Annotated in this window: 25 protein-coding genes and 1 pseudogene; 21 read left to right on the plus strand and 5 right to left on the minus strand. The window is 59.1% G+C overall.

Annotated elements, in window-relative coordinates; all coding sequences use genetic code 11:
* The first annotated feature begins 7 nt into the window (after positions 1 to 7).
* The 10 genes and pseudogenes from HMPREF1024_RS15730 to HMPREF1024_RS15690 all read left to right on the plus strand — a co-directional run bounded on the left by HMPREF1024_RS15730 (position 8) and on the right by HMPREF1024_RS15690 (position 8,892).
* Positions 8 to 802: a metal-dependent hydrolase gene (locus tag HMPREF1024_RS15730; RefSeq protein ID WP_009308408.1), complete on the plus strand. Its 795-nt coding sequence runs from the start codon at positions 8 to 10 to the stop codon at positions 800 to 802.
* Between the two features lie 296 nt (positions 803 to 1,098).
* Positions 1,099 to 2,532, plus strand: coding sequence for a PTS glucose transporter subunit IIBC (gene ptsG, locus HMPREF1024_RS15725; RefSeq protein WP_002900680.1), 1,434 nt, complete (start codon positions 1,099 to 1,101; stop codon positions 2,530 to 2,532).
* Between the two features lie 261 nt (positions 2,533 to 2,793).
* A complete protein-coding gene (gene hinT, locus HMPREF1024_RS15720) occupies positions 2,794 to 3,150 on the plus strand; it encodes a purine nucleoside phosphoramidase (RefSeq protein ID WP_002900681.1) in 357 nt (118 codons plus the stop codon).
* A gap of 4 nt (positions 3,151 to 3,154) precedes the next feature.
* Complete coding sequence (locus HMPREF1024_RS15715) at positions 3,155 to 3,529, plus strand: YcfL family protein (RefSeq protein WP_002900683.1); 375 nt, start codon at positions 3,155 to 3,157, stop codon at positions 3,527 to 3,529.
* Between the two features lie 21 nt (positions 3,530 to 3,550).
* Positions 3,551 to 4,189 (plus strand): penicillin-binding protein activator LpoB, encoded by a 639-nt coding sequence (lpoB, locus tag HMPREF1024_RS15710; protein ID WP_014342994.1) that lies wholly within the window; start codon positions 3,551 to 3,553, stop codon positions 4,187 to 4,189.
* Positions 4,170 to 4,997: a thiamine kinase gene (gene thiK / locus HMPREF1024_RS15705; protein ID WP_009308410.1), complete on the plus strand. Its 828-nt coding sequence runs from the start codon at positions 4,170 to 4,172 to the stop codon at positions 4,995 to 4,997. The genes lpoB and thiK overlap by 20 nt, the downstream gene beginning before the upstream one ends.
* 11 nt (positions 4,998 to 5,008) lie before the next feature.
* Positions 5,009 to 6,030 (plus strand): annotated as a pseudogene (nagZ, locus tag HMPREF1024_RS0126270) (beta-N-acetylhexosaminidase).
* A 35-nt stretch (positions 6,031 to 6,065) separates the two neighbouring features.
* Complete coding sequence (gene ycfP, locus HMPREF1024_RS15700; RefSeq protein WP_002900775.1) at positions 6,066 to 6,608, plus strand: alpha/beta hydrolase YcfP; 543 nt, start codon at positions 6,066 to 6,068, stop codon at positions 6,606 to 6,608.
* A gap of 245 nt (positions 6,609 to 6,853) precedes the next feature.
* On the plus strand, positions 6,854 to 8,158 hold the full coding sequence (locus HMPREF1024_RS15695; RefSeq protein WP_009308413.1) for an NAD(P)/FAD-dependent oxidoreductase: 1,305 nt from the start codon (positions 6,854 to 6,856) through the stop codon (positions 8,156 to 8,158).
* A 194-nt stretch (positions 8,159 to 8,352) separates the two neighbouring features.
* Complete coding sequence (locus HMPREF1024_RS15690; protein ID WP_002900781.1) at positions 8,353 to 8,892, plus strand: glycine zipper 2TM domain-containing protein; 540 nt, start codon at positions 8,353 to 8,355, stop codon at positions 8,890 to 8,892.
* A gap of 57 nt (positions 8,893 to 8,949) precedes the next feature.
* Here the strand turns inward: HMPREF1024_RS15690 and HMPREF1024_RS15685 are convergent, their stop codons facing one another.
* On the minus strand, positions 8,950 to 11,139 hold the full coding sequence (locus HMPREF1024_RS15685; RefSeq protein WP_004150817.1) for a TonB-dependent siderophore receptor: 2,190 nt from the start codon (positions 11,137 to 11,139) through the stop codon (positions 8,950 to 8,952).
* A gap of 68 nt (positions 11,140 to 11,207) precedes the next feature.
* Here HMPREF1024_RS15685 and HMPREF1024_RS31255 point away from each other — a divergent pair, with 68 nt between their 5' ends.
* Positions 11,208 to 11,330, plus strand: a complete 123-nt coding sequence (locus HMPREF1024_RS31255; protein WP_004140642.1) for a hypothetical protein — start codon at positions 11,208 to 11,210, stop codon at positions 11,328 to 11,330.
* A gap of 52 nt (positions 11,331 to 11,382) precedes the next feature.
* Here the strand turns inward: HMPREF1024_RS31255 and HMPREF1024_RS15680 are convergent, their stop codons facing one another.
* Both HMPREF1024_RS15680 and HMPREF1024_RS31260 read right to left on the minus strand, forming a co-directional pair.
* Positions 11,383 to 12,018, minus strand: a complete 636-nt coding sequence (locus tag HMPREF1024_RS15680; protein WP_009308414.1) for a TetR/AcrR family transcriptional regulator — start codon at positions 12,016 to 12,018, stop codon at positions 11,383 to 11,385.
* Positions 12,015 to 12,170 (minus strand): hypothetical protein, encoded by a 156-nt coding sequence (locus tag HMPREF1024_RS31260; protein ID WP_004147941.1) that lies wholly within the window; start codon positions 12,168 to 12,170, stop codon positions 12,015 to 12,017. The genes HMPREF1024_RS15680 and HMPREF1024_RS31260 overlap by 4 nt, the downstream gene beginning before the upstream one ends.
* 97 nt (positions 12,171 to 12,267) lie before the next feature.
* On the opposite strand from HMPREF1024_RS31260, the gene bhsA reads away from it, so the two are divergent.
* Complete coding sequence (gene bhsA, locus HMPREF1024_RS15675) at positions 12,268 to 12,525, plus strand: multiple stress resistance protein BhsA (protein WP_002900788.1); 258 nt, start codon at positions 12,268 to 12,270, stop codon at positions 12,523 to 12,525.
* A 128-nt stretch (positions 12,526 to 12,653) separates the two neighbouring features.
* Here bhsA and HMPREF1024_RS15670 read toward each other — a convergent pair whose 3' ends face one another.
* Entirely contained in the window at positions 12,654 to 13,613 is a 960-nt protein-coding gene (locus HMPREF1024_RS15670) for a L,D-transpeptidase family protein (protein WP_002900790.1), read from the minus strand.
* A 163-nt stretch (positions 13,614 to 13,776) separates the two neighbouring features.
* Entirely contained in the window at positions 13,777 to 17,223 is a 3,447-nt protein-coding gene (gene mfd / locus HMPREF1024_RS15665; RefSeq protein WP_009308415.1) for a transcription-repair coupling factor, read from the minus strand.
* Positions 17,224 to 17,262: 39 nt separating this feature from the next.
* On the opposite strand from mfd, the gene HMPREF1024_RS31265 reads away from it, so the two are divergent.
* The 9 genes from HMPREF1024_RS31265 (at position 17,263) to HMPREF1024_RS15625 (ending at position 26,506) form a co-directional block, all read left to right on the plus strand.
* Positions 17,263 to 17,394, plus strand: coding sequence for a hypothetical protein (locus tag HMPREF1024_RS31265; protein WP_004140630.1), 132 nt, complete (start codon positions 17,263 to 17,265; stop codon positions 17,392 to 17,394).
* Positions 17,395 to 17,527: 133 nt separating this feature from the next.
* Positions 17,528 to 18,727 (plus strand): lipoprotein-releasing ABC transporter permease subunit LolC, encoded by a 1,200-nt coding sequence (gene lolC, locus HMPREF1024_RS15660; RefSeq protein WP_002900795.1) that lies wholly within the window; start codon positions 17,528 to 17,530, stop codon positions 18,725 to 18,727.
* On the plus strand, positions 18,720 to 19,421 hold the full coding sequence (lolD, locus tag HMPREF1024_RS15655) for a lipoprotein-releasing ABC transporter ATP-binding protein LolD (RefSeq protein ID WP_002900798.1): 702 nt from the start codon (positions 18,720 to 18,722) through the stop codon (positions 19,419 to 19,421). The genes lolC and lolD overlap by 8 nt, the downstream gene beginning before the upstream one ends.
* On the plus strand, positions 19,421 to 20,665 hold the full coding sequence (gene lolE / locus HMPREF1024_RS15650) for a lipoprotein-releasing ABC transporter permease subunit LolE (RefSeq protein WP_009308416.1): 1,245 nt from the start codon (positions 19,421 to 19,423) through the stop codon (positions 20,663 to 20,665). Before lolD ends, lolE begins: the two co-directional genes overlap by 1 nt.
* Before the next feature lie 48 nt (positions 20,666 to 20,713).
* Positions 20,714 to 21,625: an N-acetylglucosamine kinase gene (gene nagK, locus HMPREF1024_RS15645; RefSeq protein ID WP_004140619.1), complete on the plus strand. Its 912-nt coding sequence runs from the start codon at positions 20,714 to 20,716 to the stop codon at positions 21,623 to 21,625.
* A 14-nt stretch (positions 21,626 to 21,639) separates the two neighbouring features.
* On the plus strand, positions 21,640 to 22,470 hold the full coding sequence (gene cobB, locus HMPREF1024_RS15640; protein WP_004176563.1) for a Sir2 family NAD+-dependent deacetylase: 831 nt from the start codon (positions 21,640 to 21,642) through the stop codon (positions 22,468 to 22,470).
* 90 nt (positions 22,471 to 22,560) lie between these two features.
* Positions 22,561 to 22,905, plus strand: coding sequence for a hypothetical protein (locus tag HMPREF1024_RS15635; protein WP_004183647.1), 345 nt, complete (start codon positions 22,561 to 22,563; stop codon positions 22,903 to 22,905).
* Between the two features lie 251 nt (positions 22,906 to 23,156).
* Positions 23,157 to 24,785 carry a long-chain fatty acid--CoA ligase gene (locus tag HMPREF1024_RS15630; RefSeq protein WP_004183652.1) on the plus strand — a complete coding sequence of 543 codons (1,629 nt, stop codon included), beginning with the start codon at positions 23,157 to 23,159 and terminating at the stop codon, positions 24,783 to 24,785.
* The gene (locus HMPREF1024_RS15625; protein WP_009308417.1) at positions 24,782 to 26,506 is read left to right on the plus strand and encodes an aldehyde dehydrogenase family protein; all 1,725 of its coding nucleotides are present in this window, start codon (positions 24,782 to 24,784) and stop codon (positions 26,504 to 26,506) included. The genes HMPREF1024_RS15630 and HMPREF1024_RS15625 overlap by 4 nt, the downstream gene beginning before the upstream one ends.
* The last annotated feature ends 8 nt before the right edge of the window (positions 26,507 to 26,514 follow it).

Consider the following 26,514-nt stretch of genomic DNA (forward strand, 5'->3'; position numbering starts at 1 on the left):
AGACATTATGTTTTTAGTCGACTCCCACTGCCATCTTGATGGTCTGGATTATCAAACTCTACACAAAAACGTCGACGACGTGCTGGCAAAAGCGGCCGCACGCGATGTGAAATTTTGCCTCGCCGTCGCCACGACGCTGCCTGGCTACCGCAGTATGCGCGAACTGGTGGGGACGCGTGACAACGTCGTCTTCTCCTGTGGCGTACACCCATTAAACCAGGACGAGCCCTGGGAGGTAGAGACTCTGCGCGCGCTGGCAGCGGAAGAGGGCGTCGTGGCGATGGGGGAGACCGGTCTGGATTATTTTTATACCCCGGAAACTAAAGCCCAACAGCAAAGCTCGTTCCGCGACCACATTCGTATCGGCCGTGAGCTCAATAAGCCGGTGATCGTCCATACCCGTGACGCGCGTGCCGATACTCTGGCTATTTTGCGCGAAGAAAAGGTGACGGATTGCGGTGGCGTACTACACTGTTTCACTGAGGACAGGGAGACAGCGGGCAAGCTGCTCGATATGGGGTTCTATATCTCGTTTTCCGGTATCGTCACTTTTCGTAACGCCGAGCAGCTGCGTGGTGCGGCGCGCTACGTGCCGCTGGATCGCCTGCTGGTTGAAACCGATTCGCCGTACCTGGCGCCGGTCCCCCACCGCGGCAAAGAGAACCAGCCGGCGCTGGTCCGTGACGTTGCCGAGTATATGGCGGTACTGAAGGGGGTGTCGCTTGAGCAGCTGGCTCAGCAGACCACCGACAATTTTGCCACCCTGTTCCACATCGACCCCGCCCGTTTGCAACCTGCTTGATCTGCTTATTATTTTAAGGCTCGTAATTAATAGCCAAAGCGAGTAAAGTTCACCGCCACAAAAGTGGCGGTGAAGGTTTTTTAGCAACATCTGGATACAATTTATGTAAGTTGATGTAAATTTTTACCGGAAGGCTGATTGAAACGTGATAGCCGTCAAACAATCATCCCGTTAATTATTTTACTCTGTGTAATAAATAAAGGGCGCTTAGATGTCCTGTCCACGGCACGGTTCTCCCCCCGGGCCAATGCGTGAAAGCGTAAAAAAGTACCAAATACTCAGGAGCACTCTCAATTATGTTTAAGAATGCATTTGCTAACCTGCAGAAGGTCGGTAAATCGCTGATGCTGCCGGTATCCGTACTGCCTATCGCAGGTATCCTGCTGGGCGTCGGTTCCGCTAACTTCAGCTGGCTGCCAGCCGTGGTCTCCCACGTTATGGCAGAAGCAGGCGGTTCAGTTTTCGCCAATATGCCGCTGATCTTCGCTATCGGTGTGGCCCTCGGCTTCACCAATAACGACGGTGTATCCGCACTGGCTGCAGTCGTGGCTTACGGCATCATGGTGAAAACCATGGCGGTTGTTGCGCCGCTGGTGCTGCATTTACCTGCTGACGAGATTGCGGCAAAACACCTTGCTGATACCGGCGTGCTTGGCGGTATTATCTCCGGTGCTATCGCCGCCTACATGTTCAACCGCTTCTATCGCATCAAGCTGCCAGAATATCTCGGCTTCTTTGCGGGCAAGCGTTTTGTGCCGATTATCTCTGGTCTGGCCGCTATCTTCACCGGCGTGATCCTCTCCTTCATTTGGCCGCCGATCGGCTCCGCGATCCAAACCTTCTCCCAGTGGGCTGCTTATCAGAACCCAGTGGTGGCGTTTGGTATCTACGGTTTCATCGAACGTTGCCTGGTGCCGTTTGGTCTGCATCACATCTGGAACGTTCCTTTCCAGATGCAGATCGGCGAATACACCAACGCGGCTGGTCAGGTGTTCCACGGCGATATCCCGCGCTACATGGCAGGCGACCCGACGGCGGGCAAACTGTCTGGCGGCTTCCTGTTCAAAATGTATGGTCTGCCGGCAGCGGCTATCGCTATTTGGCACTCTGCTAAACCGGAAAACCGCGCCAAAGTGGGCGGTATCATGATCTCCGCCGCGCTGACCTCGTTCCTGACCGGTATCACCGAGCCGATCGAGTTCTCGTTCATGTTCGTGGCTCCGATCCTGTACGTTATCCATGCCATTCTGGCGGGCCTGGCGTTCCCGATCTGTATCCTGCTGGGTATGCGTGACGGTACCTCGTTCTCTCACGGCCTGATCGACTTTATCGTGTTGTCCGGTAACAGCAGCAAACTGTGGCTGTTCCCGATTGTTGGTATCTGCTATGCGATCGTGTACTACGTCATTTTCCGTGTGCTGATTAAAGCCCTGGATCTGAAAACACCGGGTCGTGAAGACACCACCGAAGAGAGCAAAGCTGGCGCCACCAGCGAGATGGCTCCGGCTCTGGTCGCCGCTTTCGGCGGTAAAGAGAACATCACCAACCTCGACGCATGTATTACTCGTCTGCGTGTTAGCGTGGCGGATGTAGCGAAAGTTGACCAGGCTGGCCTGAAAAAACTGGGCGCCGCTGGCGTGGTAGTGGCAGGTTCTGGCGTACAGGCCATCTTCGGTACCAAGTCCGATAACCTGAAAACTGAAATGGATGAGTACATCCGTAACAGTTAAGACGTAGTATCGGGGAGACTAAGGCAGCCAACTGGCTGCCTTTTTTATGCGCTAAAGTCGGTGCCCCACAAGCGATAACCCTGAAAACAGTCCGCCATATGCTTATTCCCTCAGCAGCTAAGTCTATAGTTGAATAAGAAAAAGAGCTTTCAGGTTGAAAGAGAGGGAGAATGTCGCTCATACTCTTAGCGGAACCTGTGCGTCCGCGTTTATCTGCAGAAGCAGGCCAGCGCACGGGATAAAACTTATAAGGAATCAGTCATGGCAGAAGAAACGATTTTCAGCAAAATCATTCGCCGGGAGATCCCGTCGGATATTGTCTATCAGGATGAGCTTGTGACCGCTTTTCGCGACATCTCCCCGCAGGCGCCCACCCATATTCTGATTGTCCCGAATGTTCTGATTCCTACCGTAAATGACGTCACCGCTGAACATGAGCTGGCGCTGGGCCGGATGATGACCGTCGCGGCGAAGATCGCCCGCGATGAAGGTCTTGCCGACGATGGCTATCGGTTGATCGTCAACTGCAACCGCCACGGCGGCCAGGAAGTGTACCATATCCATATGCATCTGCTGGGCGGTCGTCCGCTTGGCCCGATGCTGGCGCACAAAGGCTAACGTCATGCTCAGGACCCTTTTGGGCGCGTGTCTGGCGGCGGGGCTACTCGCCGGGTGTAGTTCACACCCGGAGATCCCGGTTTCTGACCAGCAGGCGCTGGTGATGGAGTCGAGCGTGCTGGCGGCGGGGATCAGCGCCAGCGAGCCTGCCGTCGTGGCGACAGAGATTCAGGCTACCGCCTCCTCAACGCTATATAACGAGCGCCAGCAGCCGGTTACCGTGCACTATCGTTTTTTCTGGTATGACGCCCGAGGGCTGGAGATGCATCCGCTGGACGCGCCGCGCACCATCGTGGTACCGGCCCGCTCCTCGGTCACGTTATATGGCAGCGCCAATATCCTGGGGGCGCATAAGGCCCGCCTTTATCTTTATCTGTAAGGGGTAATTATAATGATGAAAATGTGTCGCTATGCGTTAATCACAGCACTGGCGATATTCCTCGCAGGCTGTGCGGGGTTGCGGGAGCAGCCCGCGCCGGTAGAAGAGGCCAAACCGCAGCCGCAGCAGCCTGCGCAGCCGCAGCCCACGGTGCCGACCGTACCGGCGGTGCCCTCTGTCCCGGCGCAGCCTGGGCCGATTGAGCATCAGGATCAGCAGTCGGGTCAGCCGGCGCCGCGCGTGCGTCATTATGACTGGAACGGCGCGGTTCAGCCGCTGGTGGGGCAGATGCTGCAGGCGAGTGGGGTCAATGCCGGCAGTATTCTGCTGGTTGACAGCGTGAACAACCGCACCAACGGTTCGCTGAATGCTGGAGAAGCCACCACTGCGCTACGTAGTGCGCTGGCCGGTAACGGCAAATTTACCCTGGTATCGGCGCAGCAGCTGGCGGTCGCCAAGCAGCAGCTGGGCCTGTCGCCGCAGGACAGCCTCGGCAGCCGCAGCAAAGCCATGGGCATCGCCCGCAACGTGGGCGCGCAGTATGTGCTTTACTCCAATGCCACCGGCAACGTCAACGCGCCTGAGCTGAAAATGCAGCTCATGCTGGTGCAAACCGGTGAGATAATCTGGTCAGGTAAAGGTGCTGTTCAGCAACAATAAGCTAACGCGCGACGAGCTCTTGTCGCGCTTCTTTCCCCATTATCATCCTGTCGCCTCGCTGAGCCAGAGTGGCCTCAGCGGCGGCAGTGTGATTATCAGCGACGGCGACCGGCGGCACGTGCTGCGTCAGCCGCACGATCCGTCTGCCGCCACTTACTATTTTCGCCGTCAGTATCGCGCGCTCCGCCGACTGCCTGCCAGGCTGGCGCCAACCCCGCTGTTTTACTCACCCTGCTGGATGGTGGTGGAGTATTGCGCAGGGGAGGTGAAAAGCGACTTACCGGCCTCCCCGCAGCTGTCAGGCTTATTGTATGATTTGCATCAGCAACCGCGGTTTGGCTGGCGGGTTAGCCTCACACCACTGCTGGCCCAGTACTGGCAGAGGTGCGATCCGGCGCGGCGCAAGCCGCGTTGGCTGCGCTGGCATCAGCGGCTGCGCCGCCAGGGCGAGCCCCGTCCCCTGCGGCTGGCGCCGCTGCACATGGACGTCCATGCCGGCAATATTATTCATAATGAGTCCGGCCTGAGGCTGATCGACTGGGAATATGCCGGCGATGGCGATATCGCGCTGGAGCTGGCCGCGGTGTGGATCACGCCTGGCGAGCGCCGTCGGCTGGTAGAAGCGTATGCCCGGCGGGCGGCCATCGACGCGCAGCTGCTTTGGCGGCAGGTTGCACTCTGGCGCCCGTGGGTACTGCTGCTGATGGCGGGCTGGTATGAAATGCGCTGGCGGCAGAGCGGGGACCGGCAATTTATCACGCTGGCAGATGAAATATGGTGTCAGTTAGACAACGAACGTAAAGGATAAGAGAGGTCAGTGTGGGCCCAGTGATGTTGGATGTCGAAGGGTATGAGCTGGATGCGGAAGAGCGAGAGATTCTGGCGCATCCGCTGGTGGGAGGGTTGATCCTCTTTACCCGAAATTATCACGATCCGGCGCAGCTGCGCGAGCTGGTGCGCCAGATCCGCGACGCCTCCCGGAACCACCTGGTGGTGGCGGTCGATCAGGAAGGGGGCGGGTTCAGCGTTTCCGCGAAGGGTTTACCCGTTTACCGGCGGCCCAGTCTTTCGCCGCGCTGCTGGGGATGGAAGAGGGGGGCAAACTGGCCGCCGAAGCCGGCTGGCTGATGGCCAGCGAAATGATCGCCATGGATATCGATATTAGTTTTGCGCCAGTGCTGGACGTCGGCCATATCAGCGCCGCAATCGGCGAACGTTCTTATCATGAAGATCCGCAGAAAGCGCTGACGATGGCGCGTCACTTCATTGACGGGATGCACGCCGCGGGCATGAAAACCACCGGCAAACACTTCCCGGGACACGGGGCGGTGACTGCCGATTCGCACAAAGAGACGCCGTTCGATCCGCGGGCGGCATCGGTTATCCGCGACCATGATATGGCGGTGTTCAAAAGCCTTATCGCCGAGCAGCGTCTGGATGCCATTATGCCGGCGCATGTGATTTACCCGGAGCTCGATCCGCGTCCGGCCAGCGGCTCGGCGTACTGGCTGAAAACGGTGCTGCGCGGCGAACTGGGCTTTGACGGGGTGATTTTCTCCGACGATCTGTCGATGGAAGGGGCGGCGATCATGGGCAGCTATGCCGAACGCGGTCAGGCATCGCTCGACGCCGGTTGCGATATGATCCTCGTCTGCAATAATCGTAAAGGCGCGGTCAGTGTGCTGGATAACCTGTCGCCGATCAAAGCAGAGCGTGTTACGAAATTGTATCATAAAGGTTCCTTTTCCCGTCAGGAGTTAAGGGATTCAGCCCGTTGGAAAACGGTGAGTGCCCAGCTGGAGCAGCTTCATGCGCGCTGGCAAGAGGCGAAGTCCGCGTAACGCTCTACGGGGCGTTGTTGTCTGGTGAGGATGCGATGATTATCTATTTACACGGTTTTGACTCGAACAGCCCCGGTAACCATGAGAAGGTGATGCAGCTGCAGTTTATCGACCCGGACGTGCGGTTGATTAGCTACAGCACGCGGCATCCCAAGCACGATATGCAGCATTTGCTGAAAGAGGTCGATAAAATGCTGCAGCTCACTGCCGATGACCGGCCGCTGATCTGCGGCGTCGGCCTTGGCGGCTACTGGGCGGAGCGGATTGGTTTTCTGTGCGATATCCGCCAGGCGGTGTTCAATCCAAACCTGTTTCCGCATGAGAACATGGAAGGCAAAATCGACCGACCGGAAGAGTATGCTGACATCGCCACCAAGTGCGTGACCAACTTCCGCGAGAAGAACCGCGATCGCTGCCTGGTGGTGCTTTCCCGCCAGGACGAGGCGTTGGACAGCCAGCGTTCCGCCGATCTCCTGCACCACTATTATGAAATTATCTGGGATGAAGAGCAGACCCATAAGTTTAAAAATATCTCGCCGCATCTGCAGCGGCTGAAAGCGTTTAAAACCCTCGGCTAACTGCTTTTCCCTTGTTCCCAAACCCGCGTCGGGTTCACCACGCGGGTTTTTTCATGTCTACACTTATTGGTTTCGCTGAAAAAATACGCGACAAAACTTGATGCACATCAATTTTGGTATGACCAATGCACCGTTCATGGTATTCTCGACAGTGCTGAATGGTTTCATTAACGTAACTTGTTGTTAAATAAAGGCTATTTCAATAACTTTTATTTAACAATTGGTTAATAATTTTAGGGGTACACATGACTACGCCATTGAAAAAAATCGTAATTGTGGGTGGCGGCGCTGGCGGACTGGAACTGGCAACTCAGCTGGGGAGAAAGTTAGGGCGCCATAAGAAAGCGAAAATCACCCTGGTGGACCGTAACCACAGCCATCTGTGGAAGCCGCTGCTGCACGAAGTGGCCACCGGTTCTCTGGATGAAGGCGTTGATGCGCTGAGCTATCTGGCCCATGCCCGCAACCACGGTTTCCATTTCCAGCTGGGCTCGGTGGTTGATATCAACCGCGAAGGGAAAACCATCACCCTCGGCGAGCTGCGCAATGAAAAAGGCGAGCTGCTGGTGGCTGAGCGTAAACTGCCGTACGACACGCTGGTCATGGCGTTGGGCAGTACCTCGAATGACTTTAATACCCCTGGCGTAAAAGAGAACTGCATTTTCCTCGACAACCCGCACCAGGCGCGTCGCTTCCATCAGGAAATGCTCAACCTGTTCCTTAAATACTCTGCTAACCTCGGCGCTAACGGTAAAGTAAATATCGCCATCGTCGGCGGTGGCGCCACCGGCGTGGAGCTCTCCGCTGAGTTGCACAATGCGGTGAAACAGCTGCACAGCTACGGCTACAAAGGGCTGACCAACGAAGCGCTGAACGTCACGCTGGTCGAGGCGGGTGAGCGCATTCTGCCTGCGCTGCCGCCGCGCATTTCCGGGGCAGCGCATAATGAGCTGACTAAGCTGGGCGTACGGGTTCTGACGCAGACCATGGTCACCAGCGCGGATGCGGGCGGCCTGCACACTAAAGATGGCGAATATATTGAGGCGGATCTAATGGTCTGGGCGGCGGGGATCAAAGCGCCAGATTTCATGAAAGAGATCGGCGGCCTCGAAACCAACCGTATCAATCAGCTGGTGGTCGAGCCGACGCTGCAGACTACCCGCGATGCGGATATTTTCGCCATCGGCGACTGCGCCTCCTGCGCCCGTCCGGAAGGCGGCTTTGTGCCTCCGCGGGCCCAGGCGGCGCACCAGATGGCTACCTGCGCGCTGAACAACATCCTGGCGCAGATGAAAGGCAAACCGCTGAAGGCATACACCTATAAAGACCATGGCTCGCTGGTGTCGCTGTCAAATTACTCCACCGTCGGCAGCCTGATGGGTAACCTGATGCGCGGTTCGATGATGGTGGAAGGGCGCATTGCGCGCTTCGTGTACATCTCCCTGTACCGTATGCACCAGATTGCTCTGCATGGTTACTTCAAGACCGGCCTGATGATGCTGGTCGGGCGCATCAACCGCATCATTCGCCCGCGCCTGAAGCTGCACTAATCGCTGTCGCGACCCGGAGGCGCGCTCTGAGGGCGCCTCCGGGCTCTTCTGCTGGAACCGCAGAGATCCCGCTCGGAATCCTCTGAATCCCTTTGATTTGCAGCGAATTCTCGCACTTTTCATCCGCTATCTGATTTGCGCCCTCCCGGCTCCGGTTGCAAAATTGTATCAACAGCAACAAAGGAGGAACTCCCGTGAATAAATCTATGTTGGCGGGTATAGGGATAGGCGTGGCTGCCGCGCTGGGCGTTGCAGCTGTCGCTGGTCTCAACGTGTTGGATCGCGGCCCGCAGTATGCGCAAGTGGTCTCCAGTACACCGATTAAAGAAACCGTGAAAACGCCGCGTCAGGAATGCCGCAATGTCACGGTGACTCATCGTCGTCCGGTACAGGATGAAAACCGCATCGCCGGTTCGGTGCTGGGCGCGGTGGCGGGCGGGGTGATTGGCCACCAGTTTGGCGGCGGTCACGGACGCAGCGTGGCGACGGTCGTAGGTGCGCTGGGCGGCGGCTATGCAGGCAACCAGATCCAGGGCGCGATGCAGGACAACGATACCTACACCACCACCCAGCAGCGCTGCAAAACGGTGTATGACAAATCCGATAAAATGCTCGGCTACGATGTGACCTATAAGATAGGCGATCAGCAGGGGAAAATCCGCATGGATCACGATCCCGGCAGCCAGATCCCGCTGGACAACAACGGCCAGCTGGTCCTGAACAACAAAATCTAAAAACAGATTTGTGTAGTGATTAGCCCCTCAATCGCTCAGGCTGAGGGGCTTTTTTTATCAGAAGGTTAAGGCGTAGTTCAGACCAAAGGTGCGGCCACGACCTTTGTACTCATACAGCGATGAACTGCCGTAGGTTGGGCTGTAGAGCAGCGGCGCGCGCTGGCCCCAGATAGTGACATAGTCTTCGTTAAGCAGGTTTTCGATACTGAAGGTCAGTTTCCCCACCGGCAGCGCGTAACTACCGATAAAATCGACGGTGTTATAGCCTTCCAGCTTGTTACCGGCGGCGTCGCTGAGGTCAAATACCTGCTGACTCTGCACGCGCAGGCTCCACGGATCCGGCGCCCAGCCCACCCAGGCGGTGGCTTTAGACGGCGAGGCGAGGGTGACGTCCCATTTTTGCCAGCGGCCGTCGGTCTGCACCTGGGATTTCAGCACGTTAAAGTTACCGCCGACGCTCCAGTCGCTATCCGGAATAAAGTAGTCGACCGCCCCCTCAACGCCGTAAATACGCCGTTTGTCGGACTGAACGTCGATGGTCATGTCGGTGCGGTTGACGACAATGGTCTTATCCGAGGTCGAGTAGTACGCCGCCAGCTGGGTGCGCAGGTTATCGCCAGTGTAGCGCCAGCCCAGCTCGTACGAGTTAACTTTGATCCCCTGCAGCGGCGAGTCATCGACGTTGACGCTGGAGATCAGCGGCAGATGACCATTCACCGCAGCGCCATATTTACCGATGCCATAGTATTTACCAGGGTCCGGTAGCTCGACACCCTGCGAGAAGTTAAACCAGGTTTGTTGACGCTCGGTCAGGTGGGCCACGATCCCGGCGTTAAACAGGAAATTGTCATAATCGGTTTTGCCGCCTTTGATGGCGTCGGCGGAGCGCGCTTTGCCGTTGGCGATATCCTGCTGCTGGGCGTAGCCGACAAAGTCGTCGACCCGGTTTTCGGTCCACTGGTAGCGTACCCCGCCGCTGACGGTAAAGATATCGTTCAGATCGTAGCTGGACTGCAGGAATGGCGCGACATTGGAAATACTGTATCCCGGGTAGCGGCCGGTTGTGTAGATCGATTCGTTGTGCAACCCGCCGGAGGCCATCGATTGTGGCAGATCGAAGAACATCTGGTTGGCATTAAAGGTCTCATGATCGGCGTCGAGACCCCAGGTGAGATCCCACCCCGCCAGCGGTTGGCTGTTGAGGGTCAGCTTGGCCCCATACTGATCGGTATCCTGCTGCGACGAGGAGAAGCTACTGACCTGACCTTTCGTGAGCGTCGGGAACGGATAGAAGGTGAGGGACTCATCGCGATAGTACACCTGGCTCACCAGATTCTGGCCGAAAAAGTCGGCATCGGAGTACTGGAGGCTGATCAGATGGCGTTCGGTGCCGGGGATACGGTCGGAATTGAGCCCGTCGGTGGTATACGCTTTGCCGCCGCTGGTGACCGCGGACATGTTCTTCCCGAGCCACAGACCGTAGTCATCATCGCCCTGGCTTTTATAATACTGGGTGACCAGCTGCAGCTGGCGGTTATCATCGATCTCAATCGTCCCCGTCCCCATCACGTCGAGGCGGTCAGAGTGCTGGAGCCCCGTTTGGGTATTATCGAGGATCAGCGCATCGTTATTGCCGTCGTACCAGCCGCCGAAACGCTGATAGGCTACCGACAAGCGGCCGGATGCGTGGTCTGTTCCGCCGCTGACGGCCGCCGCGACGCGCTCATCATGATCGTTGCTGTTCGCAAAACCGCTCTTGCTGCCCACCTCAAGATCGACCTGACGATCCTGCTGCCCCTTTTTGGTAACGATGTTGATAAGCCCGCCGGTACTGCCCCCGCCGTACAGCGAGGTCGCTCCGGAGATCACTTCGATATGTTCGATGTTGAATGGATCGATGGCGTCGAGCTGGCGGCTGTCGGTGCGTGAGGAGTTGAGTCGGACGCCGTCAATCAGCACGACGATCGCGCGCCCGCGCATGTTCATCCCATAGTTGGTCCGCCCCTGGCTGCTGACGTCGATGCCGGGGATCAGCTGCGCCAGCACGTCTTTGAACTCTTTCCCGCCCTGGACCTGCTGCTCAATCTCCTGGCCCTCAATGACCCAGGTGGTTTGGGCCATTTCGGCCACGGTGCGATGGGTGCGGTTTGCGCTAACGATGATGCTGTCTTCATCAGACTGAGCCGCCAGCGCAGGCAGCGTGCTGGCCAGCAGCAGAGGGTGGAGCACCCAGAGGCGCTTTTTCATATCCATTCCTTTTATGAGCAAGTTGCTTTGTCGTTGTTATGGGCCGGCGTCGGCCGGTATTCGTTACAATGCGAAACATCTGGAAAAACTCAAAAAAGGATTTTGCACATAATGAATATCGCAATCAATATCATTTGCGTTTATCTTGCGCGAGAAAAGGTAATAAAAATCAATCTATTTTGTGGGGATAAAGCCAACAGGAGAGCGGATCCGGCGGCAGAATACCGCCGGAAGCAGGGCGCATCAGGACCCGAGGACCTGCGGCCAGAGACGGAGAGTGGTATCGGTGATTTGCATCAGCTTGTCGAAATCCGCGCCTTCCCGGGCGCTAATCGACATCCCCTGCAGAATGCAGTTAAGAAATTGCGCCAGCTGCGCGACATCGCGGCCCGCGGGCAGTTCGCCCTGCGCCTGCCGCTGCTGCAGAAACTGGGTTAGCGCCTGCTCCTGCATCGCATGGCGGGATTTGATGGTATTGGCGATATCCGTCGAGGAGGCGGCCAGCGCGGCGGAGGTATTGATGATAAAGCAGCCGGCCGGCGTCTCTTTGCTGGTAAAGCAGGTGGCGACCGCCGTGAAGTAGTCACGCAACGCGCGATCGACGGATTTTCCCTCGGCAAACAGCACGGCTTCGTGCTTCGCGGCAAAGCGCGAAATGTAACGATCCAACACTGCGCGGAATAGGCCTTCTTTATTCACAAATTCCGCATACAGGGTGGGGGCTTTTGCTCCTGTCGCCTCGACCAGATCGGCGAGCGAGGTCGCCTCATAGCCGTGCTGCCAGAAGAGTGTCATGGCTTTGTCCAGCGCCGCATCCCTGTCGAACACCTTCGGTCGGCCACGGCTTTTTTTGGCGCAACTTTGAACGTCAGTTGTCATGGTGCCGTTGTACCTATGTTGGTTTGGTGAAAGGCCATTATAAAAATAAACGATCGCCGGGGCCAGCGCTGTCGGTTTAAAAATAAATAATTCATATATGTATGAAATTTAAGCATTTTATAAATAGTTAAACGATCGTTATAAAAATGCATTGACGTGTGATATAGATCACATTATTATTTACCTATCGATCGTTAAGTTAATGCTTGCGACCCTACTATAAAATTCATCTGCACAGGTATAATAATCATGAAAACCGTTAATACTCTGGCTATTGCCGCCGTTTTAAGTTCCCTTTCTTTCGCCAGCTTTGCCGCTGTAGAGGTGCAGTCCACCCCTGCAGGACAGCATAAAGTAGGCACCATCTCTGCTTCTGCCGGGACTAACCTGGGCTCGCTGGAAGACCAGCTGGCGCAGAAAGCGGATGAGATGGGCGCCACTTCATATCGTATTACTTCGGTAACCGGTCCGAATACCCTTCACGGTACCGCCGTTATCTACAAGTAAGCCCGATGCGTCGCTGCCCGGCCCCCTTCACCGGACGGCGATGAGTAAGACCCTGTTGTACCCCTGTTTGACCCTTGCCAACAAAAAACCCGCCATCAGGCGGGTTTTTTGTTTTATGCAGCGTAAGACTACAGCGACTGCGGTCCAGGCTCAGCATGACGGGTGACGTCAATCGGCATGCCCGAGCGATAATTCATCGCGCGCTCCATCACCGTCCCGTCGGTCTGCGGCGCCTGTTTGAACGCAGTCATGGCCGCATTAAGCGTAATGGGCAGGGTCTGCGGGTCGTCATCGATATGCTCAGACAGCGGCTGATGGACCTCAACCAGACGGCGGCCATCCGGCTCAACCGACGCCTTGATCGGCGTGTTGATAATGTTCACCTTCGTGCCCGGCGAGATAGTGTTGTACAGCGCCTTGATATCGTTATCGCGCAGACGAATGCAGCCGGAACTGACGCGCATACCGATGCCGAAATCGGCATTGGTGCCGTGCAGGAGATAGACTCCGCCATAGGCGGCGAGGCGGATGGCGTGATGGCCCATCGGATTGTCAGGACCAGCAGGCACTACCGCCGGCAGCTCAATCCCCATAGCCTTGTAGCGCGCGCGAATGTTGGCGGTAGGTGTCCAGGTCGGATTGGCCCGTTTGTCGGACACGGTTGTGACCATCGTCGGTGTGATGGTGGTTCCGCCCAGCTGACCGATGCCGATTGGGTAGACGGTCACTTCATTCTTGCCCGGCGGGTAATAATAGAGGCGCAGTTCGGCGAGGTTAATCACCAGCCCTTCGCGCGGCGCATCGGGCAGCAGCGTCTGCAGGGGGATGGTCAGCACGCTGCCGGCGCGCGGAACATAGGGGTCAACCCCGGGATTGGCCTGCAGCAGGGCCAGGAAGCCGACATTGTACTTCTTGGCAATCGCTTCCAGCGAACCGCCGTCATCCTGTACCACATGGAACTGATTCTGACCCACCAGCCGGCTGCCCGGCGGGGGAAGGGGCCAGGTGTTAGCGCGCGCGGGGAGGGCCAGCGCGGCGACTAACGCGACTAGCGTCAGCCAAAGCGTCACGGGGAAACGGTTTCTCATTACCATAACTCCAAAATATGTAAGTGGTTATTTTTATACGAAAAGCAGATGAGATTATGGCGTGAGTCTGTGTGGGGAAATCCAGGCGGATTGCAAAATGTTTGTAAAGATTGCGAGGTATGTGGGAAGGGAGATACGGCAGCGGGGCCGTATCTCCTGCCAGTCAGGCGACGGCGTTCTCTTCCAGCTGGCGCATAAACTGGCGAACCCAGTCCATCCGCGTTTTACGCTCCTCCAGGTCCTGCATGAACTTCAGGCGCGTGGGACCGTCCAGGCGGAAGTGCTGGGGCTGCTTCTGCAGCAGGCCGATCAGCCACACCGGATTGACGTTGTTTTTCTCGTTAAATTCGATCACGCCGCCTTTTTCGTTGCTTTCCAGCTTGCGGATCCCTAACTTTTGCGCCTGCTGACGCAGACGGGCGATATCCAGCAGGTTGCGGGCGGCATCGGGCAGGCGGCCAAAACGATCGATCAGCTCGACTTTGATCTCCTCCAGATCCTGTTCGTTTTTGGCGCTGGCAATGCGCTTATAGAATGACAGGCGCGTATTGACGTCAGGGATGAAATCATCAGGCAGCAGGGAAGGCATGCGCAGTTCAACCTCCGTCTGCTGACTGGTGAGATCTTCCAGCGAGGGTTCACGCCCGGCTTTCAACGCATCGACTGCGTTCTCCAGCAGCTCCATATACAGGGAGAAACCGATGGTTTCCATCTGACCGCTCTGATCTTCCCCAAGCAGTTCCCCGGCCCCGCGAATCTCCAGATCGTGGGTTGCCAGCGCAAAGCCGGCGCCGAGATCTTCCAGCGACGCAATGGCCTCGAGGCGCTTTTGCGCATCGGTGGTCATCGCTTTCGGATGCGGCGTCAGCAGCCAGGCATAGGCCTGGTGATGCGAACGGCCAACGCGGCCGCGCAGCTGGTGCAGCTGGGCGAGGCCAAAATGGTCGGCGCGTTCGATGATGATGGTGTTGGCGGTGGGAATGTCGATCCCGGTTTCGATGATGGTGGTGCACACCAGCACATTGAAGCGTTGGTGATGGAAGTCATTCATCACCCGCTCCAGTTCGCGCTCCCTCATCTGACCGTGACCGATGGCGATCCGCGCCTCCGGCACCAGCTCCGCCAGCTTGTCGGCGGCTTTCTGGATGTTCTCAACGTCATTAAACAGATAGTAGACCTGGCCGCCGCGCAGCGTTTCGCGCAGGATCGCCTCGCGCACCACCAGGGCGTCATATTCGCGAACGAAGGTCTTCACCGCCAGGCGGCGCGCCGGCGGCGTGGCGATGATCGACAGATCGCGCATCCCGCTCATCGCCATGTTCAGCGTCCGCGGGATCGGCGTGGCGGTGAGGGTCAGGATATCGACATCGGCGCGCATCGCTTTGATGCGCTCTTTATGCCGCACGCCAAACCGGTGCTCTTCGTCGACGATCAGCAGCCCGAGATCGCGCAGCTTCACCTCGCTCTGCAGCAGCTTGTGGGTGCCGATCAAGATATCGATTTTGCCTTCCGCGGCCTGCTCGAGGATCTGCGCCTGCTCTTTAGCGCTGCGGAAGCGGGAGAGCATTTCGATGCGTACCGGCCAGTTGGCGAAACGATCGCGGAAATTGTCATAGTGCTGCTGAGCCAGCAGGGTGGTCGGCACCAGCACCGCCACCTGCTTGTGGTTCTCCACGGCGAGGAAGGCGGCGCGCATGGCCACTTCGGTCTTGCCGAAGCCCACATCGCCGCACACCAGGCGGTCCATGGCCAGCGGCTGGCACATATCGCTGAGGACGGCGTTGATCGCCTGCGCCTGATCCGGCGTGGTTTCAAATGGGAAACCGTCGCAGAACAGCTGATACTGTTCGCGGTCGTGTTTAAAGGCAAAACCCGCCTTCGCCGCGCGCTGGGCGTAGATATCCAGCAGCTCGGCCGCCACGTCGCGTACTTTCTCAGCCGCTTTTTGTCGCGCCCGGGTCCAGGCATCGCCGCCCAGCTTGTGCAGGGGGGCGTTTTCTTCCGCCCCGCCGGCGTAGCGGCTGATAAGATGCAGGGACGATACCGGAACGTATAGCTTGGCATCGTTGGCGTAGGTCAGCATCAGATATTCGCCGGTGATGCCGCCGGCTTCCAGGGTAGTCATGCCCGCGTAGCGGCCCACGCCGTGTTCCAGGTGAACGACCGGCTGGCCGATATGCAGTTCGGCGAGGTTGCGAATCAGAGTGTCAGGGTTAATGGTGCGTCGCGAATCCTGACGACGGCGCGCCACCCGCTCGCCGAGCAGGTCGCTCTCGCAAATCAGCGCCAGGCCGCGCTGGCTGTCGATAAACCCGTGCTCGGCGGCGCCAATCATCAGATAGCGGCCGTTGCCGGTGGCTTCCTCCAGACGCAGCACATGTTTTGGCGCAACTTTAATCCGCGCCAGCATTTCGCTCAGCGCTTCACGGCGGCCTTCGCTTTCCACCGAGAAGATCACCGGACCGGTAAAGGACTCGAGGAAGCGGCGCAGATTATCCAGCGGCGCTTTGTTCTGCGCCTGGACGGCGAGGTCCGGCAGCGTCTGGTAGCCCAGATTAGTATTCGCCGCTTTGTCCGCCAGACGTTCGGTTTTCAGCTGCACGCGCGGCCATTTTTTCAGTTCGCTGAATAGCTCATCGCTGCGCAGCCACAGCAGCTCAGGCGGCAGGAGCGGGCGCATCGGGTCGACGCCGCGGTTTTCAAAGCGGGCGCGGGCTTCATTCTGGAATCGCTCCGCGCTGGCCTCGAGATCGCCGGTGTTGACGATCAGCGTGCTGGTCGGGAAATAGCTGAATAACGGCGGCAGCGGCTCGCTGAAGAACAGCGGTTGCCAGTATTCGATACCGGCAGGTAGCGTCCCTTTACTGACCTGCTGATAGATGTGCTCGGCATCGCGCTTCACCTCAAAGCGGTCGCGCCACTGGCTGCGGAACAGCTCAATAGCGGTCTGGTCGGTGGGGAACTCGTGCGCCGGCAGCAGGTTAATGGCCGCCACTTCCTCCAGCGTGCGCTGGCTGTCAACGTCGAACAGGCGCAGGCTGTCGATTTCATCGTCAAAGAAATCAAGGCGGTAGGGCTGTTCGCTACCCATCGGGAACAGGTCGAGCAGCGCGCCGCGGGTAGCATATTCGCCGTGCTCCATCACCTGATCGACATGGCGGTAGCCGGCCCCCTCCAGCTGATCGCGCAGCGCATCGCGCGACAGGCGCTGGCCCTTTTTCATCACCAGCGCGTGGCCGTGAAGGAAGCTGTGCGGACAGACGCGCTGCATCAGGGTGCTGACCGGGACGATCAGTACGCCGCGCTGCATGGTGGGTAACTGGTAAAGGGTGGCAAGACGGGAGGAGATGATGTCCTGATGCGGCGAGAAGCTGTCGTAAGGGAGCGTTTCCCAGTCCGCCAGCCCCATCACCATGCTGTCGGTAAACTGCCTGATCTCGTCGTTCAGACGCAGCGCGTTTTGCATGTCAGGCGCCACCAGCACCACCGGGCCCTTGTGGCGTTCGGCCATCTCCGCCACCAGGGTGGCGCAGGCTGCGCCGGTCAACTCGCCAAGCTGGCGCTGGTCGCCGGCTTTCACCGGCAATGAGTATCGATATTGTTCAGGCATAGACGGTTTCATGATCTCTTAGGGATTCGCTCTGCCGATATGGAGGGCAACTCGCTGATATTCAATAGTGAGATTATCCGCGATTGGTCTGGATTCGCCAACCCGAATTGCCATCGCGTATTGGGTGAAGAAAGGTCAGCGCTGTCGATAAGCGTAAAGATAAATAAGTAAGTACTTATCTATCCGTTTGTATTTACTTGGTTTTTAGGTTTTTTGCTAATAAAGTCGTCATGTATCAGTCGTTTACGCTGCCCCTAATCGCTTATATACTCGGGCATCGGCTATCAGCAACCAGATGGATGACATGTACCAACCTGCCGCACTCTTTATCGGCCTACGCTATATGCGCGGGCGCGCAGCCGACCGCTTCGGTCGTTTCGTCTCCTGGCTCTCAACTATCGGTATTACGCTTGGCGTAATGGCGCTGGTGACGGTCCTGTCGGTGATGAACGGCTTTGAACGCGAGCTGCAAAACAACATCCTGGGGCTGATGCCACAGGCCATTCTTAGCGCCAAACAGGGTTCGGTGAACCCTCAGCAACTGCCGGAGCGCGAAGCGAAACTTAATGGGGTAACCCGCGTAGCGCCGATCACCACCGGCGACGTGGTGCTGCAGAGCGCGCGCAGCGTGGCGGTCGGGGTTATGCTGGGCATTGATCCGGCGCAGAACGATCCTCTGACTCCATACCTGGTGAACGTCAAACAGAGCGATCTGCAGGCGGGCAAATATAACGTTATTCTCGGCGAGCAGCTGGCGGGCCAGCTGGGGGTTAATCGCGGCGATAAAATTCGCGTGATGGTTCCTTCCGCGAGTCAGTTTACGCCGATGGGCCGCGTGCCGAGCCAGCGTCTGTTCACGGTCATCGGCACCTTCGCCGCCAACAGCGAAGTCGATGGTTATCAGATGCTGACCAACATCGACGACGCCTCCCGTCTGATGCGCTATCCGCTGGGGAATATCACCGGCTGGCGCCTGTGGCTGGATCAACCGCTGCAGGTCGACACCCTGAGTCAGCAGACGCTGCCGCCGGGAACTCAGTGGCAGGACTGGCGCGAGCGCAAGGGCGAACTGTTCCAGGCGGTGCGCATGGAGAAAAATATGATGGGCCTGCTGCTGAGCCTGATCGTCGCCGTCGCGGCCTTCAACATTATTACCTCGCTGGGGATGATGGTGATGGAGAAGCAGGGCGAAGTGGCGATCCTGCAGACCCAGGGGCTGACGCCGCGGCAGATTATGGCCGTCTTTATGGTGCAGGGGGCCAGCGCCGGGATCGTCGGCGCGCTGCTGGGAGCGGTGCTTGGCGCCCTGTTGGCCAGCCAGCTGAATAATTTAATGCCGATCATCGGCGCCTTCCTTGACGGCGCGGCGCTGCCGGTGGCGATTGAGCCGCTGCAGGTCATTGTTATCGCCCTGGTGGCGATGGTGCTGGCCCTGTTGTCTACGTTGTACCCTTCCTGGCGCGCTGCCGCCACCCAACCCGCTGAGGCTTTACGTTATGAATAAGATCCTGCTGCAATGCGACAACCTGTGCAAACGCTATCAGGAAGGCAATGTGCAAACCGATGTCCTGCACAATGTCAGCTTCAGCATTGGTGAAGGCGAGATGATGGCTATCGTCGGCACCTCCGGCTCTGGCAAAAGTACGCTGCTGCATCTGCTCGGCGGCCTGGATACGCCCACCTCTGGCGACGTGATTTTCTCCGGTCAGCCGATGAGCAAGCTATCCACCGCCGCGCGCGCCGACCTGCGTAACCGCGAGCTGGGCTTTATCTATCAGTTCCACCATCTGCTGCCGGACTTTAGCGCACTGGAAAACGTGGCGATGCCGCTGCTGATTGGCAAAAAGAAGCCGGCGGATATTGAACGCCAGGCGAAAGCGATGCTGCAGGCGGTCGGGCTTGAACACCGCAGCCATCACCGTCCGTCGGAGCTCTCCGGCGGCGAGCGCCAGCGGGTGGCGATTGCCCGCGCGCTGGTGAATAAACCGCGGCTGGTGCTGGCGGACGAGCCAACCGGTAACCTCGACGCTCGCAACGCCGACAGCATCTTCCAGCTGCTGGGCGAACTGAACGTCGCGCAGCGCACCGCGTTTCTGGTGGTGACCCACGACCTGCAGCTGGCGAAGCGCATGAGCCGCCAGCTGGAGATGCGCGATGGCCGTCTGACCGCCGACCTGACCCTGATGGGGGCCGAGTAATGGCGTCTCCGTTATCGTTACTGATTGCATTGCGTTTCAGCCGCGGCCGGCGGCGCGGCGGCATGGTGTCGCTGATCTCGGTGATCTCCACCATCGGCATTGCGCTGGGGGTGGCGGTGCTGATCGTCGGCCTCAGCGCGATGAACGGCTTTGAGCGCGAGCTGAATAACCGCGTGCTGGCGGTGGTACCGCACGGCGAAATCGAACCCGTGAATCAGCCGTGGAATAACTGGCAGGAAGCGCTGGCGAAGGTGCAGAAGGTGAAGGGGATTGTCGCGGCAGCACCCTATATTAACTTCACCGGCCTGGTGGAGAGCGGCAGCAATATGCGCGCCATCCAGGTGAAAGGCGTCGACCCGCAGCAGGAGAGCCAGCTCAGCGCGCTGCCTACCTTTGTGCAGAATAACGCGTGGGCCGGATTCAAGGCTGGCGAACAGCAGGTGATCCTGGGCAAAGGGGTCGCCGATGCCCTGCACGTGAAGCAGGGGGACTGGGTGTCGATCATGATCCCTAATGCCGACGCCGACCATCAGCTGCTGCAGCCAAAACGCGTCAGGCTGCATGTGACCGGAATTTTACAGCTGAGCGGCCAGCTCGATCATAGTTTTGCCATGATCCCGATGCAGGATGCGCAGCAGTATCTGGAGATGGCCGGCAGCGTGACCGGCATCGCCATCAAGGTCACCGACGTTTTCCATGCTAACAAGCTGGTACGCGACGCCGGCGAGGTGACCAATAGCTACGTCTACATCAAGAGCTGGATCGGCACCTATGGCTATATGTATCGCGACATCCAGATGATCCGCGCCATTATGTACCTGGCGATGGTGCTGGTGATCGGCGTGGCCTGCTTTAACATCGTCTCGACGCTGGTGATGGCGGTCAAAGACAAAAGCGGCGATATTGCGGTGCTGCGCACGCTTGGCGCAAAAGACGGCTTAATTCGCGCGATTTTCGTGTGGTATGGTTTATTAGCCGGATCGGTAGGCAGCCTGTTTGGGGTGGTGATCGGCGTGATCTGCGCGTTGAACCTGACGTCGATCATCAACGGCATCGAATACCTGATTGGGCATAAATTCCTCTCCGGCGACATCTATTTTATTGACTTCCTGCCGTCAGAATTGCACTGGCTGGACGTCTTTTATGTGCTGGTGACAGCACTGTTGCTGAGTTTGCTGGCCAGCTGGTATCCCGCCCGCCGCGCCAGCCGCATCGACCCGGCGAGGGTGCTGAGTGGCCAGTAATTTATCGTCATCGTCGGCCTGGCTGACGACACAAGAGGAATTGCTGAAATGTATTATGGATTTGACATTGGCGGCAGCAAGATAGCGCTGGGCGTATTTAATCAGGAGCGGCGACTGCAGTGGGAAAAACGCGTCGCCACGCCGAAAAGTAGTTATGAGGATTTTCTCCAGGCGGTAGAGGCGCTGGTCCGCGAGGCCGATGAGCGCTTCGACCAGCAGGGTTCGGTGGGGATCGGTATTCCGGGAATGCCGGAAACGGCGGACGGCACGCTGTATGCCGCTAACGTGCCAGCCGCCAGCGGCCGGCCGCTGCGCGCTGACCTCAGCGCGCGGTTGGGGCGCGATGTGCGTCTCGATAATGACGCCAACTGTTTCGCGCTGTCGGAAGCGTGGGACGATGAGTTTACGCAATACCCGTTGGTGATGGGATTGATCCTCGGCACCGGCGTGGGCGGCGGCCTGGTGTTGAACGGTAAATCGATTACCGGACATAGCTATATCACCGGCGAGTTCGGTCATATTCGCCTGCCGGTGGATGCCCTGGAGGTGGTTGGGCGCGATTTTCCGCTGCTGCGCTGCGGCTGCGGCCAGCTGGGCTGTATTGAAAATTATCTCTCCGGTCGCGGTTTCGCCTGGCTGTACGAACATTTTTATCAGCAACCGCTCTCCTCGCCGGAGATTGTGGCGCAGTGGCAGCAGCACGATCCGCGCGCGCAGGCGCACGTTGAGCGCTATCTCGATCTGCTGGCGGTGTGTCTGGGGAATATACTGACCATTGTCGACCCGGATTTGCTGGTGCTCGGCGGTGGATTATCTAACTTTACGGCCATTAGCGAAGGGCTGGCGCAACGATTGCCGCGCCATCTTCTGCCGGTCGCCAGGGTTCCGCGCATTGAGCGCGCGCGCCACGGCGATGCCGGGGGAATGCGCGGTGCGGCCTTCCTTCACCTGACCCATTAATCACAGAGGTAGCTATGCAGTCGCGCCGTTTACATCGATTGAGCCGTTTTCGTCGCAATAAACGTCGGTTGCGTGACCGTCTGCGTCAGCGGATTTTCTTTAGGGAGGACAGGATGAAGCCTGAAGCGATGGCAAAACCGAGAGTGGTGGTGTTAACCGGCGCGGGCATCTCGGCAGAGTCGGGGATCAAAACCTTCCGCGCGGCCGATGGCCTGTGGGAAGAGCATCGGGTGGAAGATGTGGCGACGCCGGAAGGCTTCGCCCGCGATCCGGCGCTGGTGCAGGCGTTCTACAACGCCCGTCGTCGTCAGCTGCAGAGTCCGGAAATCGCGCCGAACGCGGCGCATCTGGCGCTGGCGCGTCTGGAGGATCTGCTGGGCGACCATTTTCTGCTGGTCACCCAGAATATTGATAATCTGCACGAGCGCGCCGGCAACCGCCGGGTGATCCATATGCACGGCGAGCTGCTAAAGGTGCGCTGTTCGTGGAGCGGCCAGGTGCTGGAGTGGACCGGCGACGTCACCGCCGAGGACAAGTGCCACTGCTGCCAGTTCCCGGCGGCGCTGCGTCCGCACGTGGTCTGGTTTGGCGAAATGCCGCTGGGGATGGATGAGATCTACAGCGCGCTGGCCGACGCAGATATTTTTATCGCCATCGGCACCTCCGGCCATGTCTATCCGGCGGCTGGCTTTGTGCACGAGGCGCGACTGCACGGCGCCCATACCGTTGAACTGAACCTGGAGCCCAGCCAGGTGGGCAGCGAGTTTGCCGAGAAGCACTACGGGCTGGCAAGCGAAGTGGTGCCTGCCTTTATCGATAAGCTGCTGCAGGAAAACGCGCTGTAAACTGAAGCAGCCTGCCGGTAGCCAGGGCGCAGCCCACGGCCGCCGGCAGCGCTGCTGACAAGGATGTCACGTCATGACAGGAGTCAGACCATGCATAATCCGCTGGTTATCGAAGCGATCATGTTGATCGCGGCCATTATCGTTGGCGTCTGGAGCCAGCGCGCTTTACCGCTACACGCCGATAGCCGACCGATCCTCTTCCTGCTATGTCTGTTCCTCGGCACTGGCAGCGCGTTGTGCCTGCTGCTGGATATCTTAGCCCTGCTGTTGACCGGTCAGGTCGCGACGGGCGGTGTGCGAATATACGGCCCGTTGCTGCTGCTGGTGGTGCTGTGGAAACCTCTCAACTGGGTTGTCGGCATCATTGAAGATTTTGTGCAGCGGCGAGCCGAAAAAGGGAAGGGCAAAGGCCAGCGCGACGGCGGTCAACGCTGATCGTTTTCCGCTGCGCCACGCACGCTATCGCCCGGCCCGGAGTCGGGCGATACGCTCTCTGAGTAATGATCTTCCGGTCATGAGTTTGTCTTTTCCTTTCTGAACCATTTCCCACTCTATTTTGTGCGTGACCGCTGATTTCTGTACGTTTTTTTGTGCAGACCGGCAAATGTAGACCAGATTCAATAGGCGCCCGCACGATCGCGCCGCGCCCCTCGATTCCGCCGGACGTCTGTAAAGGAGACCCCGCCATGCCGTCACCGATGATTTATCAGGATCTCACCACTGCCGCGCTGCTCGGCCATGCGGCGCAGTATCACAGCGAGACCGAGATTGTCTCGGTGAGTACTGGCGGTGAGAAGGAGCGCAGCTGCTGGGGGGAGGTGGCCAGCCGTGCTCAGCGGCTGGCATCGGCGCTGGCGTCGCTGGGGCTGCCGCCGGGCGCCCGCTGCGCCACGCTGGCATGGAACAACCGCCGCCATCTGGAGATCTATTTTGCCGTCGCCTCCGGCGGCTGGGTGACGCATACCGTCAATCCGCGGCTGTCGGTTGACCATCTGCGGTATATCCTCAACGACGCTGCCGATGAAGTGCTGTTTTTTGACCAGACCTTTTTGCCGCTGGTAGCGCAGCTGCTGCCGCAGCTGCCGACGGTGAAACACGTCGTGCTGATGGAGTCCCGCAGCGAAGCGGCGCTCAGCCAGCTGCCCTCATTGCTGTTTTATGACGATCTGTTGCAGCAGGGGATGGCAGACTATCGCTGGCCGCAGCTCAATGAACTGACTCCGGCTTCGCTCTGTTACACCTCGGGAACCACCGGCCGGCCGAAAGGGGTATTGAACACCCATCGTTCGCTGGTCCTGCACGCCCTGAGCGGCAACCAGCCGGACGCCGCCGGCATATCGGCGAAGGACAGCCTGTTGCCGGTGGTGCCGATGTTCCATGTCAACGCGTGGGGGACGCCGTTTATCGCCGCCATGGTCGGCGCGCGGCTGGTGCTGCCGGGGCCGCACCTCGATGGCGACAGCCTGCTGCAGCTGCTGGCCGCCGAGAAGGTGACGGTGGGGTTTGGCGTGCCGGTGATCTGGGCCGGCTTGCTGGCGGCGATGCGCCGGACAGAGGTCCGGCTGCCTGAATTTAAACGTGCGCTGGTCGGCGGCTCCGCGCTGCCGCCGTCGATGGCCGAGGCCTTTCAGCGTGATTACGGCATTGCGCTGACCCACGCCTGGGGAATGACCGAAACATCGCCCATCGGCACCATCAACACACCGTTGAGCAAACATGACGCGCTCCCGGCACAGGAGCAGCAAAAGCAGCGCGCCGGTCAGGGGCGGCCCATTTTCGGCATCGAACTGCAGGTGGTGGACGTGGATGGCGAACCGTTGCCCCGGGATGGTCAAAGCCAGGGGTATCTGCAGGTCAGAGGGCACTGGGTGGTAGAGCAATACTATGGTCAGGACGCGAGTGCCCTGACCGCGGCAGGCTGGTTTGATACCGGTGATATCGGTACGCTCGACGCCAATGGTTATCTGGTGATCAGCGATCGGGCAAAGGATATTATCAAGTCCGGTGGCGAGTGGATCTCCACCGTTGAGCTGGAGAATATCGCCATCGCGCATCCGGGGGTGCGCAGCGCGGCGGCCATCGCCGCCCGCCATCCGCGCTGGGACGAGCGGCCGGTGCTGCTGTGCGTCCGTGCGGAAGGGGGCGAAGTGGAGGAGACCGATCTGCTGAGCTGGTTTGAGAAGCGGGTGCCTAAATGGCAGATCCCGGACCGGGTGATATTTGTCGATGCGCTGCCGGTCAGCGCCACGGGTAAGGTGCTCAAAAATCAGCTGCGCCAGGCCTACGGAGAGATTTTAATGAGTGAGGGAAAATGAGCCATGCGCGACCCGGTCTGACGACCTGCTCTCAGTATGATGCTGCCCTGCACGCCTTGTCGGCGGCGCGCCAGCGCTGGGCTGAAACCTCAGTGAACCGTCGTCTGGCGCTCCTGCGCCAGATCAAGGATGCCCTGGCCGGCATTGCCCCGGCGTGGGTGGCCGCCGCGGCGGCGGCCAAAGGGCTGCCGGCGGGCGATCCGCTGGCGGGGGAGGAGTGGCTGGCGGGCCCCTGCGCGCTAATGGTCGGCTGCAACGGGCTTATCGCCACCCTGGAGCAACTGGAGGAGAAGACCTTTCTGCGGCGGATCCCACTGCGGACGCTGGCGGACGGCCGCCTGGCGCTGCGGGTGGTGCCCGGCACGCTCTGGGATCGGCTGCTTCTGTCTGGTGTTCGCGCTGAGATATGGATGCAGCCAGGCGTCACCCGGGCCCATCTCGACCGCTATGCGGCGCGGGCATACGACATCCCGCCTGCCGCGCGGCAGGGCAAGCTGGCGCTGGTGCTTGGCGCCGGCAATGTGGCCTCGATTGCGCCACTGGATGTGCTACACAAGCTGTTTATTGAGAATCAGGTCTGCCTGCTGAAGCTCAATCCGGTGAATGATTATCTGCACGATCTGCTGGCCCAGGCCCTGGCGCCGGTGATTGCCATGGATGCGCTCCGCATCGTCACCGGCGACGCCCGGGCGGGAGCGTGGCTGACTACCCATCCCGCTGTCGATGAGATCCATATCACTGGCTCCCGCGAGACCCATGACGTCATCGTCTGGGGCGAGGGTGAGACGGCTCGCCAGCGTCGGGCCGCCGGGACGCCGCTGAACCCGCGTCGGGTGACCTCGGAGCTGGGCGGCGTCAGCCCCACCATTATCGTACCCGGGCCGTGGAGCGAGGCGGACATCGCTTTTCAGGCGCAGCAGCTGGCGACGCAGAAGATGAACAACGGCGGGTTTAACTGCGTGGCCAGCCAGGTGCTGATCCTGCAGCAAGGCTGGGAGCCTGCGACGGCCTTGCTGAATCAGCTGTACCGACTGATCGCCGCGAATCCCCGCCCGGATTACTACCCCGGCGCTGAAAACCGACTGACCGACTTTCGCCTGCGCGCCCGTCAGCCGCTGGAGATAGCCCGCGGTGACGCGCTGCCGTTGATTGTGGCGAATACCGACGATGATCCCGGGTTCTGCCAGCAGGAGGTCTTTGGCCCGGGGCTGTCGGTCACCCGTCTTGAGGCCGATAGTGCGGAAAGCTTTCTGCGCCAGGCGATCGGCTATGCGAATCAGCGGCTGCAGGGCTCGCTGGGGGCCAATATTGTGATCCACCCGCGCACCCGCAAAGCGATCGGGCGTAAGCGTTTTAACGCGCTGATCGCCGAGCTGCGCTACGGCACAGTGGCGATCAACTGCTGGAGCGGGGTAGCCTTCCTGTTAGCCCCCTGCCCGTGGGGGGCATTTCCCGGCCACACGCTCGACGATATTCAGAGCGGGCGAGGCAAGGTACATAACAGCTTTATGCTGGAGAAAACCGAGCGCACGGTGATTGAGGCGCCGTTTCGGCCGTTTCCACGCAGTCTGTGGCATGGCGAACTGACGCTGATGCCGCTGCCGCCCTGGTTCATCACCCACCGGGAGCAGGACGCGGTGGCGCAGCGGCTGGTGGATTTTTACCATCGACCGCGCTGGCGCAAATTGCCGGCGATCCTGTGGCGCGCGCTGCGGGGCTGAGTGTCGAA

Source organism: Klebsiella sp. 4_1_44FAA (assembly GCF_000238715.1).
GTDB classification, from domain to species: Bacteria; Pseudomonadota; Gammaproteobacteria; order Enterobacterales; family Enterobacteriaceae; genus Klebsiella; species Klebsiella pneumoniae.